This window comes from Synechococcus sp. MU1651 (genome assembly GCF_023630635.1).
Taxonomy (GTDB): Bacteria; Cyanobacteriota; Cyanobacteriia; order PCC-6307; family Cyanobiaceae; genus Parasynechococcus.
Map to the genome: position 1 here is coordinate 1 of NZ_JAKUHJ010000025.1, position 15,888 is coordinate 15,888.

Genomic DNA, 15,888 nt, shown 5'->3' on the forward strand with positions numbered 1-15,888 from the left:
GATTGATTGAAATGACTCAACTACGTTCGCCAGCCTTAGAAGCAGTACGTGAGTGAGATAACCGAACCACAACCGAACAACTGACAAGAGTCAAAAGCGGTAAGCAAGAGGCCAATCAAGCGTCATAGAAGCACGGAAAAGTTACCGCAAGAGAAGTGAACTCAAAAATCGTTAAACCTTAGGCTTCGCAGACTCATTACTTTTGCCTTTACGTGGTCCGAAGCCAAAAACACGCTGCACGGCGGAAAAGACTTGCAATGGCTTGAGAAGCACCATCAGCACTGAGGTGGAGACAGGAATCATGGCTCATCTCTCCATAGCTTTGACGCTGCAAAACGCCAAGCGACGATGGAACTCACAGAAGCACCTAACGCAAGAAATGCGATCAGCATCTGAGAAGTATTCATGGGTAACTAACTAGTAACGCGCTTCTAGCTAGTCATTAACGATTGGCGCTGTTGTTACCGATCAGTGGGTGAGGGTGTGGGGAAAGTCCAATTCTGTGTTGGCACAAAGAGGGAGGCCGCCCCCCCCCAGGTGGAAGAGACGGCCTAGCTCGCTCGCTTGTGCATCGTTAAACCCGTGATGTGATCAGGGGTTGAGAGGCCAGCCCACCTACGACAGGAATGGGGTGACCTCTCTTATGACTCGCTTCCGACACCCCTGTAGTGGCAAAACAGGGGCCATGCCGTATGCCATTGCTGGCGTCGGGCGAAGTGTCGGGCTTTCAGGTTCCTGGGGCCATTACGTCCAGGTGTTGGGCTGGCCTCCTACGGGGCACCTACGAACGGTGCAGAGGAGAGTCGACTGTTCTGACGTACTGGAGTGTCTTCACAGACGAGTAGCCCACGGTTGGGTGGAAACTGTTGGAGCAGGGACCTAAAAGTCAGGCGACTTCTACGGTTTGCTCAGGTGGAGTGTCGGCCGTCATTGGCTCCTCCGATCTCAATGAACTAACTCTCGACAGCGGGCACGCACAAGGCAATCAGCCTTAACGCTCATTGCCTTTAAGGCCAGAACCATCCGATGTTGGATTCGACTTGCTTAAACAGGGAGACAGGGTCAAGGACTTTGTCGCTCGATGGGGGTGTGTGAGGGAAGTACAAAAAGTCTTCTCTGCGTATACATATTTCGGGCGACCACCCGTGGAGGCAAGGGTCTGCCTGGTGATCTTGTCCTCTACGAACAAGCCCTTCAGAACCCGATAGGCGTGTCTTTCGGTGCATCCCAGCTCTCGTTCAATGTCTTCAACCGTCCAGAGGCGATCACTCCCTGCCATCACCTTCAGCGCCTTTTCAGCGAATTGACTGCGTTGCTTTGGAGCCATGTCCGTCACATTCGCTGCCCCCTTCAGAAGGAACGAGTAGTCCTCTTAGCTCCCCTCAACGTTCCATGCCGTGCCGTCCGCGCAGGTGCGTCCTGTCACGCACTGCAACCGCAGAAGACGTTCGGACACGCGGGATGGAATCGAACAACATCGGTGCCGCTGTTGCCACTGCTCGTGAGCTGAGCGCGATGCTGGGCATCGGGGTGCACAACCGGCGTGCACTGCACCACCAATAACAGCACTAGAGGACTGGCTTTTTCGCAGGTTGTAGGGCTACGACTGACTACAGGGTTAAAGGCATCCCCGCTTGGTCAAGAAACTCCCCTGCACTGTCTGCGGCAAGACGATCGAACTGTCTGAGGTTGCAGCGAAATACGCGGCTGGTTCAGCTGTTCACGCAGAGTGCGTGCCCAAGCCCAAGATCACTCGGAATGGCCTGTCCTTTAGGGCCATTACCCGCTTACTGGATCGTGTCGTGAACTAAGCCGCCCTCAGAGAATTGAGGGCCATAGTCGGCATCGGGGAGCACATCCAATGTCCCACCAACTAGTGATCGGCGCTGATGAGGCAATCTCACAAAAAGAGGCAGGCCCCTCAGCCCACCCCAAACAGACGCATTGAAGGCACCACTGCCTTCCTGTTCATTCTCTCTAACTGCGGGCCCTCCCCGAGCATCAAATGCACCAAATTAGGCATTAATCACTATCCATTTCTCCTCAACTTTGCTGTGAGGATTGTTTTGGCGCTAGCACCACTGCAAACGCTTGGGAGACGGAATGTTCGCGGGTTCCCTCGCCCGCGTCTCCCTCTCCTGCCACCACCGTGTCACCAACCCCGGCTTCGGTCACGGATGACCAGTGTCCGCACTGCCGGGTCAGATGCTCACCGTGCTGGAGCAGACCACGGCGGATGGCCAATGAGCTGGCGGCTTGGAAATGGTGTGGGGAAGAGTCCTTACGGTCCTCGATTCCCCCGTTAAAAGGGAGGAGGCCAAGTGGTCCTCGACTCCCAAGCGCAGACCCCCTCGGGCTGCAGGCTCAAGATGCGCCTGTCATTCGAACGGTCTGCCGAAGCCTTCTGTTTTCTTCCGGCCTCCAGGTTGTTGAAGCATTGGAGTGGCTCATTTGGCCGCTGAAAGCGCTTCATTGATGCGGCAACAAGTCAGTGGCCGGGGTGATTGTGTCTTCGGAGGGTTCCTGCAGCCTCCATCCAATGGTTTCTCCAATGACCATTGGGCGCTGATTACTGCACTGACTCCCTGATGCGATGCGGGGAGTCAGTTCAGCGTTTTGACTGGCTTCGACGACTCATTTGGCTACCGCCATCGACTCATCTGTGTCGGGCTGAACCCCTGACAGGGGTGATTGTGGCTTCGGAGTCCCCAAGACCTCCATCCCATGGTTTTTGTAGGAACCATTGGGCGCTGAGTGTCAGCGTTAGTTTCACGCCGACACAGCAAGCAACGGCCTGACTCCTCTTCTGAACGGGGGGAGTCAGATCAGCGTTTTCAGTTGCCGAAACCTTTCAGCGTCTCATTTGGTCGCTGCTGTCGCCTCATTGGAACTGCACTGAACGCCTGGCAGAGGCGATCGTTTCTTCGGAGGTACCTTTGCTGGGCACTTCCACACAATGGTTAGGCAATGCCATTGGGCGCTGGAGCGACCTGACTCCCTTTCTTTCCGGTCGGGGAGTCAGTTCAGCGTTAAAAAGCCTTCAAGGCCGCCTTATCGCCTGTGTCGACTCCAAAAGAACTTCAACGCGTTGAGCTTCTGAACCACACGAAAGCCAACGGAGATGAGCTGGTTGGGCTCGCCGTAGAACTAGCTGAAGACCCCAGTGGCGGGGTACAGGTAAGGGTTCTTATGGATTCAAATGTCGTTAGCGGAGTAACAGTGGTCCCCCTGCAACAAGGCGGCTGCTGCGACTAATCAGCAGCAATCACAACTAGAGCAACATTTGTCATCACCGGCATGACCATCAGCACATGACTGGGAGCAATAAATTTTTCCTTCTTTCTTGACGGCTTTTTGAGGGGAAACAACGCAGCCGCAGGGCTCACACGCGCATTGCTGATTTGCGATTGGCATGGATTCCTCGATCAACTCCCCTCTTATTAGGTCGAACAAACAACCAGTGCATCCAGTTGAACTTCACCTGACAGGCGGGGGGCAGCGTCTCCACCCCGTCTTTCGCATCGTCTCCCAAGCCTCAATCGCGTTGTGCCGCAGCATCCGCCGCCGAGTCATCGGCTCAGGCGGGCGGGGCGGAACTTAGCTGTAGGTCCTGATGGCTACCCACTGAGCGTGGACCGTCGCCGTGTCGGGCTTGAAGTGACAGAGCTTCTGCTGCTGCTCGGAGTACAGCCACCCCTCACCACCAGACTTTTCTGGCGGCTCGTGAAAGCTACGGTCCTTGTTGGGCATACCTGAAGTACTAGCCAGACTGGGTGGCATACCGAGCCTTTATGGAACGAACTAGATGCCTGCGCTTAAGACTGTCCTTGCATCCCTGCTGATTGGCACCGCAACGCTGCCATACGTTGACCTTGCAGTAGCCAAGGCTCAAACAGTCTCGCAACCTGGTTATTCGCGCACCACTCAGTGCTTTCGCGACGAATACAGAGAGGAATACGTGCCTGGCACAAAAGACAAGCCTGGATACGTCCGCAGCTGGACCGAAAAGGTAGAGATAGCTTGCGCTAACAAGCCAAATCAGATTCCTGCACAAGAACCCCAAGCGGTAGATGTTGATAACAACAGCTGTGTCGAAGGGAGTGTGATCGGTGGACTTCTTGGAGCCGGACTTGGAGCGGCACTATCCAGGAAGCAAGGCCGTTGGGTAGGAGTCCCTGTTGGTGCTGCGGCAGGAGCGATGGTCGGATGTCAGGTAGATGGTGGTTGATGCTCTCTGAATACACATGAGCCCTCTTCTGCTGCTGGTTGGCTTAGGTCTCGGCGGTTATCTCGCCGTATGGCGCAATAAGCGAGCCTTGAAAGTCAAAGCAAGGCGCAGGCGTTAGCTGTCCTGCGCAAGCTCAATCACGTTGCGCAGCGTCACCCACTGCAGCTCCGTCCACGGTGGTGGCCCCCACTGCGTCAGATCCAAATATCCATTCGCAACCTCAGTCCACGACGGCGCTTGCCACAACGGTGAATCAAACCGGCACGCCGTGTGTTTCTGAACGTGCTCACGCAGCGACGGCAACCCATACGGATCCGTCTCTAAATAAATGGCTCTCTTGTCCGGCCCGACACGCCGATAGTCATCTAGTTGGCCCTTGCGTTGCAATCGCCGCAACGTGACGCATGACTTGAACCCAAGGTGAGCACTGGCGTTATTGAGGTTTAAAACAGTCATGGCTGGACTAGGTGACCATCCCAAAAATTGCTGTGCCTAGGCAAACAACGGGCCTTCTGATCACCCACGTTGGGTAAGCCCAGAAGGACCCTGTCCTAATTGGATTTACGTCAAAATCACTCGTCAATAAACTCTGTTGTGGGCATGCCTTCAGTAGAAGCAACTGTCACCCAAAGAATTGTCGGCTTGTTGCCAACGTTCTCACTGTAGTGAGGCGAATTAACTCCCTTTAAAAAGGCTTGACCGGGTTTGAAAATAGTTTTGACTTCGCTTCCATCGGACATCACCCGAGTATTCATCAATGAACCAGAGTTAACTCCTTGCACATAAACCATCATTGGAGCTGGGTGCTTGTGCAAAGGAATTTTTCCACCAACTGGTATTTCGACTCTGTAAAGGCGCAACTCTGCTTTACCTGCCGGGTACTCAAGAGCAGTTCCATCCAGAGTCTTAGAACTAGTCAAAACCTCTTGGATTGAAGGCTTTGTTGAAACTGACGATGTTTCAGCTTTTTGATTTGGACTACATGCGGCTAATGCCAAAGCGATGGTGCCGAATGCGAGAAGGCGCTTCATCCAAGTGGTGATGCTCAATTAATTCTGACCTACTCGTTTGAAACAAGCCATGGAAGAAAGCCCGAGGGTTCTGCAGCACGTTGAGCAACACGGCTATCAGTCCATCACCGAGATGGTGGCTGCTCTTGGTGGCAATGCAGAACACGCACGGCTGGTCTGCTTTGACCTGTTTGAACAAGGTCAGCTACAGCGTCACCAACGCAGAACCGGTAAGCGTGGCCGTCCTGAAAACCTCTACGGCGTTGGGGATTTTTCCCATGTCACGCACACCACCCCCCCCCGGCGCTGAAAATGAACCACGAACTATCACTGCAAAACAGACAGTTGAGAACATCGCAGCCAACACGACAAACATTTCAAAACGCCAAACAGGCCACTTGAGCCGGCACGATGTTCGGAGTTAGGCAAGACCAGAACAGAGCATCTGTGAATGTTGGCCGCCGGATCGATTGCTCGGAGCCCTTTCCCGAAGCTGGAGCTCGATCGCATCCCAGAACGCAGCCCGATCAGCAAGCACTTGCCTGCGAACCGTACGGACCGTCTGATGCGCGGCAGGGTCATTTCCGGCCAAGGTGAGCACCATCGTTTCCGCCAACGGCCCATGGCTGTCGCTGTCCAGGGTGATGTGGCGTTCGAGGTACCAACGCAGGGTCGGGCAGGGCAGCTCCAACACGATCAACCGATCGAGCAGACCGCGAAACAGGTCGGGCACCAATAGCTCCCGGCCATAGGCAAACGCCGCTGCTAAGGCATGCACTTCACCGGAGGAAATCAACTCCTGGGTGGTGCATAGGAAACGAGCTGATGAAGCAGGGATCCCTCTATGGCGCACAGCGCCGGCGAGGTCACCTCTCGAGGCCTGCTGGAGCACTGCATCGATCACCACCGTGTCAGCACCGATCTCCACCATCGCGCGCCGATAGATCGCGAAATGACAGAGATGCAGCGGCTCTCCAAGGCTGTCAGGCAGAACATCACATTCCTCTTCCGCCACCAGGTTGTTCACTAGACCTGCGATCTCGGGATGGCGCGGCGGCACCCAGGGGACACCGGAAGGCGCCAGGTGCTGCTGCAAGGACTTGAGCAGCAGCATGAAATCCCACACCGCAAATACGTGGTGTTCCATGAACAGCCGCAGGTCCGCGATGGACGAGATCGCCTGCGGCAGCGGATGACGGTGCAGCTCCATCAACTCAGAGTCCCAGCTCCGTCAAACCCGGAAAATCATCCGGACGCGGACCATCCCCCCAGGTGAACAGGCGGTCACTTTCAGCGATCGCCACATCATTGATGCTGGCTTCGCGCCGACGCATCAAGCCGTTCTCGGCGAACTCCCAGTTTTCGTTGCCGTGGGCCCGGAACCATTGCCCCGAGGTGTCGTGCCACTCGTACTGAAAGCGAACCGCAATCCGGTTGTCGCTGCAGGCCCAGACTTCTTTGATCAGTTTGTAATCCAGCTCCTTGGCCCATTTTCGCTGCAGGAAAGCCAGGATTTCAGCGCGGCCGCGGATGAACTCACTGCGATTTCTCCACACGCTGTCTTCGGTGTAAGCGAGTGAGACCTTGTCGGGGTCCTGGCTGTTCCAAGCATTTTCCGCCATGCGTGCTTTCTGGCGGGCCGTTTCCAAAGTGAACGGAGGAAAGGGAGGTTTTCCAGACATGAAAATCAATCAGTGAAAATAACAATTAAGAAGGCTGTCCGAGAACACGAACCGTGTCATCGGGGCTGTAGCGAGAGACCCACTGGCGCAACTGGGACTCTTCTTCGTCTGCGCGCGTGCAGGCAAAGCCGTACCGCGCACGAACACGCTCAGAAGCAGCACGAAGCGCTTCAACTCCGCGCTCTTCAAGCTCAGAAACCAACAGCGAATCGCCTGGTCGAAAGTAATCGAGAATGACCGTCGATGGTGAATATAACGTGCTGGATTTCCCGTCTGGCCACTCCAGTTGAAAGCTAACTTCAGGCATGGATCGATATTCAATTCAATGATCTTGCACGCCAAGATTGACCATGACTGTCTCATCGAACACAGCCAAAACCCGTCAGCGCATCAGTACCATCCCAGAAGTGATGCGTGTCACCTGAATGGTTCACAACTACACTGCAATCGCCCGAGGCAAAGTGACCGATACGGCAGCAAATCAGCGTCGAATCGCGTGAGGCCAGCCGCGCCAAGTCTGCCGTGCGCGAGGGGTTCACAGCCAGCAGATAGCCGAAACTTGGAAAGCAGGTCAGCCAAGCCTCATCGTGGATGCCTTCAGGTCGTTCTACGGCGTCGAGGTCAAGGACTAACTGATGACCACACGCCTCGGCAAACATCACGGCGGTGCCGGTGATGCCTCCCATGCTGATGTCTTTGGCAGCGTGCACCAGCTGTTTAGCGGCCAGCATGGGCAGCAAGGCAAGTTGCGCACGAAGACGCTCGGGCGGGGCATGGGTCGCGGCATCCCAGAAGGGGTAGTGGCGATAGAAGCTTCCTGCTTTGTTCACCAGCATCCACAGCTCATCACCGGGTCGTGCTGCACGAGCGGACAGGACGGGACCTTCCGCCACTCCCATGACGGACACCGAGAGCGCCTGATAAGTGCTCTTCTGGTTGGAGTGGCCACCCACCATGGGGACACCGAAGCGATCACACGCGAATCGCATTCCCTCCATCAAGGCGCTGATGTCTTCAGCACGGGCACTCCAGACACTGTTCACTAGCGCCAGGGGACGACCACCCATGGCTGCGATGTCACTGAGGTTCACCAAGACCCCACTCCAGCCGGCAAACCACGGGTCCTCTTCGACCAGACCGGGATGCATCCCCTCACAGGCCAGCAACAATTGGCCGGTTTGAGCGGGCAGCACAGCAGCGTCGTCACCCAGCATCCCGGCCAATCCCAGCTGCGGAAAGGGCTGATGGCAAAAGGTGGAAGCTGCCGAGCGAATATCGCGCTTCGCCAACAGGCCACTGCTCCTGCGCAAGGCGTTCACAAGGCCTACGTCATTCATGCCGCAGCTAAAACGTGATGCGAGGTGATCGGCCGTTGCTCACGGGAGGGCCGGTAGTAGCCGAGATCCGCTTCCATCAGGTGATGGAGGATGCCCCGGATCTCAAGTTCATCGATTGAGGTCCAGTGCAAGCGGCGGAAAAAGCGAACGTTCTGAATCTGCACCGTGGCCAGGAAACGATCACATCCCCAACCATTGGCGGTGGTAACAGCCTTCCAGATCAACCCCTTGCCAATCTGGTTGTGACGGCGGAAATCGGCATGCACGCCGAGGCGACCGCCATACCAAAGTCGCGGCTCTGTTTCCACAATCCGCACCACGCCAACCACATCTGTTTCAGCGCCATCGTCATGCTCTGGCTCTGAACTGTGATGCAACGCCGCAATGGGGTAGGCGATCGCGTCAAGCTCATCACGATCAGACTCTTCAAACACATGCTGCTCGCTGCAGAAGATGCTCCGCCGCAACGACCAATACCCCTGGATTAGCGACGCGTCGGCACGCAAAACATGAAAGGTGAAACGATCCGAACTCGCGGAGGGAGACAGACGGAAATCATCGGCATCAATTCCGATGCCAGCGCGCACCGAGGGCGTGAATAAGTGGGGCGCGGAACTGATGCTGCGGCCAATGCCGCAGCTACTGGGATCAAGACACGAGACCATGACTACGACACCTGTTCGAACAACGAAAGTGCGGAGCAAGCTCCGCACTTGGCACAACCGGCGGACATCTGCTCCGAGCGCAGATCCCCCGCTTTCAACATCGCGGCAACACCCTGATACACCTCAACCATGAAGGAGCTGTCCGGTGATGGATGGCTCTCCAGCGGTGTGCCAGAGATCGGTACAAAGGGCACCACAAAGGGGTAGACCCCGAGTTCAATCAGACGTCGGCTGCATTCGAGCAAGGCCTCCTTGCTGTCACCCAGGCCGGCCAGCAGATACGTGGACACTTCACCGCGACCGAACACCGCAACGGCATCCGCGAATGCCTCGTAATAGTGCTCAAGACTGAGCTCCGATTTCCCGGGAAGGATCCGACGCCGCACATCCGGCTCCACCACCTCCAGGTGCATGCCGAGACTGTCAATTCCAGAGTCCTTCATGCGCTGATACCAGCGCGGATCTTCCGGCGGTTCACACTGGCCCTGGATCGGGAGATTCACCCGACGCTTGACGGCTTCAGCGGTTTCAGCCATCAGACGGGCTCCGCGATCGTCACTGTTGGGCGTTCCGGTGGTCATCACCAATTGCTTGACCCCGTCCAGCCGAACAGCCGCTTCCGCCACTTCCGCCACCTGCTCGGGCGTCTTGCGCACCAAGGCCCCATCCTCGATTGACTGTTCAATCGCGCAGAACTGGCACGACTGGGATCGATCCCGAAAACGAATGCAGGTCTGCAGCAACGTGGTGGCCAACACATCCTTGCTATGCAGCAAGGCAATCGATCGGTAGGAGATTCCGTCGGCTGTGCTCAGGCCGTAAAAGGCTGGTTCCCGTGTGGTTGTGATCTCAGGAGAGCACTGCTGCTCGGGTCCCTCAATCGCAAGTACAGCACCGGAGGATGCCAACTTGTAGGGAGACGCTGCGGAAGCATCGTTGTAGACGGGCACCATCACGGTGGTGCCATCGAGATCCAAGGCACGGTGGTCGGAGGGACCCGCACCTCCCCGTCGTCCCGGGTTGCCCTTCACAGGGTCAACCCGAACGCCATGCACCTGCAATTCCGTGACCAGGCGACCAAGCTCAGACATGGTTCAACTCCTCCATCGAGGACAAGGCATCGGGAGCTGTGGACGTCTCTAATGGAACCGATGAAGTCGACATGTCTTGAACGGGAACCGCAGGCGAACTGTTGATCTGCAACGACAACAGTTCGGGGCGGCTGTAATGCCCGACGCTGTCCATCATCCGTTTGCGCTTGGTGATCAGGGCAAGATCGAGATCGGCGATCGCCAACCCCTCACCGTCCGGCAATGGACCTGCCAGATACCGGCCCTCAGGGCTGATCACAGCGGTGTGACACCCCCCTTGGAACGCCTTGTGAAGACCCGACTCCGACGTGATCGACGCGTAGTCGTCGGGGTGCAGCCAACCGGTGGAACAGATCACAAAACACCCGGCCTCAAGGGCGTGATGGCGCATGGTGACGGCGGTCTGTTCCGAGAAGATCGGGCCCACCAAGGAGCCAGGGAACTGAGCGCAGTGGATCTCCTCCCCCTGGGCCATCAAGGCGTAACGGGCTAAGGGGTTGTAGTGCTCCCAGCAAGCGAGAGCGCCGACACGAGCCAACGGCGTCTGCACCACCTTGAGACCTGAGCCGTCCCCTTGGCCCCAGACCATCCGCTCGTGATAGGTCGGCGTGATTTTTCGCCGCTTCAGAACCAGTTCGCCACAGCTGTTGAACAACAACTGCGTGTTGTAGAGCGTTCCACCATCAAGCTCATTGACGCCCAACAGAACCTGCATGCCGTACTGACGGGCAGCAGCCGCAACGGCATCGGTGACAGGGCCGGGAACCACCACAGCCTGCTTATACAGAGCTAGATGGGATCGCCCCATCAAGACCGGAGGTTCAACAAACGAGAAGTAGGGGTAATAGGGCAGAAACGTTTCAGGAAAAACGATCAGTTCCACCCCTTGAGCCGCAGCTTCGGCCATGGCATCCAGCACTCTTTGCAGGGATCCGTCCAGGCTGAACAGGACAGGACGGATCTGCGCGGCAGCAACTTTGACTGTGGTCACAGTGGAGAGCCTCCGGAAACAATCAGAGCGTCCAGGTGTCAAGAATGAAGGCGCCTTCCTTACGGTGCATCAAGACGATGTCGAGAACATCCAGTGGATTCACAGGCGTGATTCCAGGCATCAAGGCTTTTTCACCGTGGCCATACAAGGCCTGTAAGGCAAAGCGACAGGCATACACCTTTCCGCCCTGATCCATGAATTTCTGCAAGCGTGCATTGAAGTTCAAGTGACCATCAAATGCCGCATCACCAAGCTTGGGAAAGCCGCGCATTACTCCCAACGTGACGCCTGGACCGTAGAGCAGAACTGAGGTTTCGAAGCCTTTGTTGATCAGACGACTGGCTTGGAGCAGATTCACCAAACCAATCGAGCCCTCGAAAGCAACGGTATGAAATGTGATAAGAGCTTTTTCTCCAGGCTCGGCCTTCACATCAGGAAAAACCTTTTCCTCGTAGTCAACCAGGAAGTCGCCGGGCTGATTGGCAGGACGATCTACGGCAGGCATGTAAAGTTTTGGTAAGTACTCTAATCGTGACTCTTCTGCGGCGCGCTGCGATGTGCCTATTGCAACCAAATCAACGACATCAGCAGATCAATCAATCGACGATTCTGTGCTTTTTACTACAGCATTCTTCGACTTCCGGGAAACGATAATTGAAAGATATATGCCTACTTACGTTGCAAGTGGACGCGCAATCCAACTCGTCAGTCCAGCGACGTTCGGCAGTGGTTATTGGTGCAGGCCAGGCAGGCCTGTCCGCTGCCTATGCCTTGCAGCAACAAGGGATACAGCCGCTCGTTCTCGAGAAGCACCGTGTGGCGTACGCCTGGGACCAACAGCGCTGGGATTCCTTCTGCCTGGTCACGCCGAACTGGCAGTGCCGTCTTCCCGACTTTCCCTACAGCGGTGATCAGCCCGACGGCTTCATGGGCAAGGCTTCAATTGTGGACTATCTCCAGCGCTTCGCTCAGCACGTCAACGCCGACCTTCGAGAGGGCGTGGCCGTCTCGCGCTTGCAACCCATCGTGAACGGGTATCGGCTCGACACCAGTGAGGGAGTTATCGAAGCCGAACACGTCATCGTTGCCACTGGGGGTTACCACATCCCCCGACGTCATCCATTCGCCGAACGCCTACCAGCATCTGTGCAGCAACTGGATGCACGGTCCTACCGCAACCCCGAGGCACTCCCGGATGGTCCGGTGCTGGTCGTTGGCAATGGCCAATCCGGCAGTCAGATCGCTGAAGACCTCCACCTTGCAGGTCGTTCCGTGCACCTGAGCGTGGGCCGAGCACCGCGATCTCCGCGTCGCTATCGCGGCAAAGACGTTGTGGATTGGTTGGATCGCATGGGCTACTACGCCATGCCAATCAGCGATCACACGGATCCACGCTCGGTCCGAGCCAAGACCAATCACTACCTCACAGGCAGAGACGGCGGGCGTGAGATTGATCTACGACAACGGGCGATAGAGGGCATGCATCTACATGGCCGACTCTCGACCATCTCCCGCGAACACATCGGTTTCGCGAATGACCTAGCCAGCAATCTTGATCAAGCCGATGCGGTGTATTGCCGCATCCGCACCAGCATTGACAGCTGGATCGAACAGGAAGGGATCGATGCACCAGCTGAACCGGCATATTCCCCCTGCTGGCAGCCATCTCCCATCGAAGATCCAGGAATTGATCTGAGCTCACAGCCACTCGCCGCTGTGATCTGGTGCACGGGGTACCGCAGTGACTTCAGCTGGATTGAGGCGCCCGTCTTTGATGGGAGTGGGTTGCCGGCCCATGATCGCGGCGTCACCCAAAGCGCTGGCTTGTATTTCATCGGCTTGCCTTGGCTGCACACCTGGGGCTCCGGTCGCTTCTGCGGCGTCAGCGACGATGCGCGTTATCTCGCCCAAGTGATCAATCTGCGTTTGCAACGCCGTGATGCCTGCCAAGAACGACTGGAATGCACAGCAATCCTGGGTTCATAACCTGGGACTTAACTGATCAAAGCCAACCATTAGGGAACGATTCACAAAACAGCTTGAGACCCTTTGCCTTGCGTAAATCATTCATTGCGACCTGCAAGTTTCAGAGAATTGACCCCCTATTACGTCAGCAGGTGGTCAATTCTCTGAAATGCGTGTTGTCACTGATGTCATGGTGGGCTCTTCCTTCCTTAGAGCAGTTCTTAGAGCAATGGCCACGTGAAATTTATGGGGCCACACTTACGGCATGAAAAGCCTCTTCCTACTTTTGGTCGTTGCAGCATCCGGGCTGGAATTGCTCTGGATCGAGCTGGTTGGAAGTACCGGAAGCAGCTTTGGCAATTTCAAGGGGCCGCTACTGGCCTCATTGCGGGATACCTGCTGGGATGCTCCAAGCTGATCTGAGTTCTCAACGCCGTCTTTGGTAACGCAAATTAATCACCGTGTTGATGGCCGCCAAAGTGACCAGACAGGTGAGGCAAAATTCCTTGTAATCCATACGGGCAATGCGAGAGGCCCGCAGCTTGCACGGCGCCTTTGAGTCACTTTGTCCCCAGGGTCTGAGTTGAGCCGATAGGGTCCGCTGACTCTTAGACCTGCCTCTCGTGAAGCGTCATCCGAACATTGCCTTCTTCGGTGGCACTGTGATCATCGCGATCATGGTCATGGCTGCATTCGCCAACGTCGCCAACGCTTGCCATCACAACGCTGAGACAGCCGAGCAAACCTCCACAGAGGCTCCTCGGAAGGATGAACAAAAGACTGAAGTCGAGGCTTGAGGGAGAAGCGGGCCGAGGGGCGGCTTTCCTCTTTCCGTGAATGCAGTACTACAGCCAGACAACAGGTGGAAAAAGGTCCCGCTGTGGCCGCCTAACTACAACTCTGGGTATTAATTCCCATCGTGGGCGCTGAATCCACAGTCACGCCAACAAGCTTTCTACATTTTGCAAGCTTGAGAGCTGCGTTCTCCGGTTGCTCGGCTGGAGAATTAGATGAGGCGGGTAATGCACGACCCGCCTTTTTTATGCACTTCTCGGATGCCAAGGTCAACGCTGGTTACCTAATAAAGGACCGTTGAGACGGTCAGAGCTATGCAGCAAATCCGTTTTGACGCAGATACCTGATGCCGCGGTATCTCAGAGACGGTGTTGCGTCCGCAGCCTTGAAGGCTGTCTCAAGACGCAAAACAACTGCTTCTTTTTTTGCAGCTCTCTTATTCACTGGTGCAAATGCTGAACCGTTCCAATACAACGAAGTCATCACAGCTCCTGCAGAGCCCAAGCCCCCGTTCCATGGCTTGAATCGAGCTGCGCCCCGTAAAAGCGAGGTGAACGTTTAGTAGCGGTGGCTACACGTCCTTTGTATCTCTGCCTGAGGTCGATGTGCAACGTCGAATAGGAAATCCAAATCAATATCGGCGGGGATGCGTCCTGTGACCTCGAAACCCCTTCTGGTCAGCGCCCAACGCCATCATTCGATTCAGAGCCGAAATAGCACCGACAGCCGCTGAAAACTGGCCTGCATTTTCAGCCTTGCGGGCGATGCGCTCTAGCCGTCCTACCTGCTGGAAAAGTAAATCCCGCTGGTCGATCTCCTCAGATCCGTAGCAAGCGTCCAACCAATCCTTGTGGGCCGCACAAACGACATCTCGATTGTGCGCAAGTCCCTTGTGGTCAGCGCCAGATCCTTGCGACGACCCAAGCAAACACCGAGCAAAGGACGGCAAACACGATCAATGGGATGGCCCCAGCCACCACCGTGGTGACCAATGGAGGCGCGCTGGAACTCAGATCCCCGAGCAGCGACCTCATTCCTTCACTCTTCAAACACCAGACGGGCAGAAGGAACAACGACGGCACAAACAGAGCCGACAGAAAAGCGGTGACAGCGATTCGCTGTGGTCTGGTCATGCCCAACTGATAGCTATCGGACAGGCGGGGGGCAGCGCCTCCAGCCCGTCTTCTGCATCGTCTGCCAAGCCTCAATCGCGTTGTGCCGCAGCATCCGCCGGCGAGTCATCGGCTCAGGCGGGCGGGGCGGAACGTAGCTGTATGTCCTGATGGCTACCCACTGCGCATGCACCGTCGCTGTGTCGGGCTTGAAGTGACAGAGCTTCTGCTGCTGCTCGGAATACAGCCATCCCTCACCACCAGCTTTTTCTGGCGCCTCGTGAAAGCTGCGATCCTTATTTGACATACAAATGGTCTAATCAAATTTCTGGCATCCCTGCCGTATAAAACGACGACCAGTCAGTGATTAAAAAAACAACCCCTTCTATCGGTTGGGCTGACTTCCAAAAGCCTTAACCGAATCAATGATGTGGGGCGACGGAACCGCGAGGAGAACAGCGTTCTCCCCGAGCGATGCGGTTGCCGTTCCAAAAGCTTGGTGAGGCGTTACGCACTTCGGTGCGATGCACTGAAACTTTTCCTTTATTGGAAGACGGGATTAAGCGCAGAAAGCCAGCCCCCGTCCCAGATGCCGTGGGATGAGGACTGGATTGTCTGCCAGCTACGGGTCGCTCTCCCGTACTGCTGCTTCACCTCACTCAGCCGTAAGAGGAAGTGCCGCAGGTCTCCTTGATAGGGAATCCCCCGTGCTTTCGCACACCATTTTCCGGAGACCTTTGGGATCAAGAATTTCTTTCGTGTGCCTCTATTCCACCGGTATTACTGACTACCGTCGAGAAGCTGGTTAATCACATTCGACTTCCCACGAACCGCTACTGCTACTGCTACTTCAGCAATCTCTCAAGCAACCGCAGGCGCTAGGTCTCCTCAGCCAGCTCAATCACGTTCCACAGCATCACCCACTGCAGTTCTGTCCACGGTGGTGGCCCCCATTGCGGCAGGTCCAAATAGCCGTTGGCGACATCAGTCCAATTCCGACTGCCCTTCGGCC

Annotated in this window: 16 protein-coding genes; 4 read left to right on the top strand and 12 right to left on the bottom strand. The window is 56.1% G+C overall.

Annotated features, from left to right (window positions below):
- Positions 1-3,255: 3,255 nt before the first annotated feature.
- Complete coding sequence (locus NCN05_RS12380; protein ID WP_250398303.1) at positions 3,256-3,414, bottom strand: metallothionein; 159 nt, start codon at positions 3,412-3,414, stop codon at positions 3,256-3,258.
- Between the two features lie 63 nt (positions 3,415-3,477).
- On the bottom strand, positions 3,478-3,573 hold the full coding sequence (locus NCN05_RS12605) for a DUF1651 domain-containing protein (RefSeq protein ID WP_350223296.1): 96 nt from the start codon (positions 3,571-3,573) through the stop codon (positions 3,478-3,480).
- A 232-nt stretch (positions 3,574-3,805) separates the two neighbouring features.
- Here NCN05_RS12605 and NCN05_RS12390 point away from each other — a divergent pair, with 232 nt between their 5' ends.
- Positions 3,806-4,228 (top strand): glycine zipper 2TM domain-containing protein, encoded by a 423-nt coding sequence (locus NCN05_RS12390; RefSeq protein WP_250398290.1) that lies wholly within the window; start codon positions 3,806-3,808, stop codon positions 4,226-4,228.
- Positions 4,229-4,800: 572 nt separating this feature from the next.
- On the opposite strand, the gene NCN05_RS12395 is transcribed toward NCN05_RS12390, so the two are convergent.
- Complete coding sequence (locus tag NCN05_RS12395) at positions 4,801-5,259, bottom strand: cupin domain-containing protein (RefSeq protein ID WP_250398291.1); 459 nt, start codon at positions 5,257-5,259, stop codon at positions 4,801-4,803.
- 49 nt (positions 5,260-5,308) lie between these two features.
- Between NCN05_RS12395 and NCN05_RS12400 the strand changes: the two genes are divergently transcribed.
- Positions 5,309-5,548 (top strand): helix-turn-helix domain-containing protein, encoded by a 240-nt coding sequence (locus NCN05_RS12400; RefSeq protein WP_250398292.1) that lies wholly within the window; start codon positions 5,309-5,311, stop codon positions 5,546-5,548.
- 111 nt (positions 5,549-5,659) lie between these two features.
- Here NCN05_RS12400 and NCN05_RS12405 read toward each other — a convergent pair whose 3' ends face one another.
- Genes NCN05_RS12405 through NCN05_RS12440 form a run of 8 tightly spaced genes read right to left on the bottom strand, consistent with a single transcriptional unit; the run spans position 5,660 to position 11,509 of the window.
- Complete coding sequence (locus NCN05_RS12405) at positions 5,660-6,448, bottom strand: DUF3050 domain-containing protein (protein ID WP_250398293.1); 789 nt, start codon at positions 6,446-6,448, stop codon at positions 5,660-5,662.
- Positions 6,449-6,452: 4 nt separating this feature from the next.
- The gene (locus tag NCN05_RS12410) at positions 6,453-6,920 is read right to left on the bottom strand and encodes a nuclear transport factor 2 family protein (protein ID WP_250398294.1); all 468 of its coding nucleotides are present in this window, start codon (positions 6,918-6,920) and stop codon (positions 6,453-6,455) included.
- A 25-nt stretch (positions 6,921-6,945) separates the two neighbouring features.
- Positions 6,946-7,227, bottom strand: a complete 282-nt coding sequence (locus NCN05_RS12415) for an MSMEG_0570 family nitrogen starvation response protein (RefSeq protein ID WP_250398295.1) — start codon at positions 7,225-7,227, stop codon at positions 6,946-6,948.
- 52 nt (positions 7,228-7,279) lie between these two features.
- A complete protein-coding gene (locus NCN05_RS12420; RefSeq protein WP_284500735.1) occupies positions 7,280-8,257 on the bottom strand; it encodes a sll0787 family AIR synthase-like protein in 978 nt (325 codons plus the stop codon).
- Positions 8,254-8,922, bottom strand: coding sequence for an MSMEG_0567/Sll0786 family nitrogen starvation N-acetyltransferase (locus NCN05_RS12425; RefSeq protein WP_250398297.1), 669 nt, complete (start codon positions 8,920-8,922; stop codon positions 8,254-8,256). The genes NCN05_RS12420 and NCN05_RS12425 overlap by 4 nt, the downstream gene beginning before the upstream one ends.
- Before the next feature lie 2 nt (positions 8,923-8,924).
- Positions 8,925-10,013, bottom strand: coding sequence for an MSMEG_0568 family radical SAM protein (locus NCN05_RS12430; protein ID WP_250398298.1), 1,089 nt, complete (start codon positions 10,011-10,013; stop codon positions 8,925-8,927).
- Positions 10,006-11,004 carry a Nit6803 family nitrilase gene (locus NCN05_RS12435; RefSeq protein WP_250398299.1) on the bottom strand — a complete coding sequence of 333 codons (999 nt, stop codon included), beginning with the start codon at positions 11,002-11,004 and terminating at the stop codon, positions 10,006-10,008. Before NCN05_RS12435 ends, NCN05_RS12430 begins: the two co-directional genes overlap by 8 nt.
- A gap of 22 nt (positions 11,005-11,026) precedes the next feature.
- On the bottom strand, positions 11,027-11,509 hold the full coding sequence (locus NCN05_RS12440; protein ID WP_250398304.1) for an MSMEG_0572/Sll0783 family nitrogen starvation response protein: 483 nt from the start codon (positions 11,507-11,509) through the stop codon (positions 11,027-11,029).
- 173 nt (positions 11,510-11,682) lie between these two features.
- On the opposite strand from NCN05_RS12440, the gene NCN05_RS12445 reads away from it, so the two are divergent.
- Together NCN05_RS12445 and NCN05_RS12450 are read left to right on the top strand one after the other, a co-directional pair.
- Entirely contained in the window at positions 11,683-12,990 is a 1,308-nt protein-coding gene (locus tag NCN05_RS12445; protein ID WP_250398300.1) for an MSMEG_0569 family flavin-dependent oxidoreductase, read from the top strand.
- A gap of 602 nt (positions 12,991-13,592) precedes the next feature.
- A complete protein-coding gene (locus NCN05_RS12450) occupies positions 13,593-13,766 on the top strand; it encodes a hypothetical protein (RefSeq protein WP_250398301.1) in 174 nt (57 codons plus the stop codon).
- A 1,144-nt stretch (positions 13,767-14,910) separates the two neighbouring features.
- On the opposite strand, the gene NCN05_RS12455 is transcribed toward NCN05_RS12450, so the two are convergent.
- A complete protein-coding gene (locus NCN05_RS12455) occupies positions 14,911-15,183 on the bottom strand; it encodes a DUF1651 domain-containing protein (RefSeq protein WP_250398302.1) in 273 nt (90 codons plus the stop codon).
- Between the last annotated feature and the right edge of the window lie 705 nt (positions 15,184-15,888).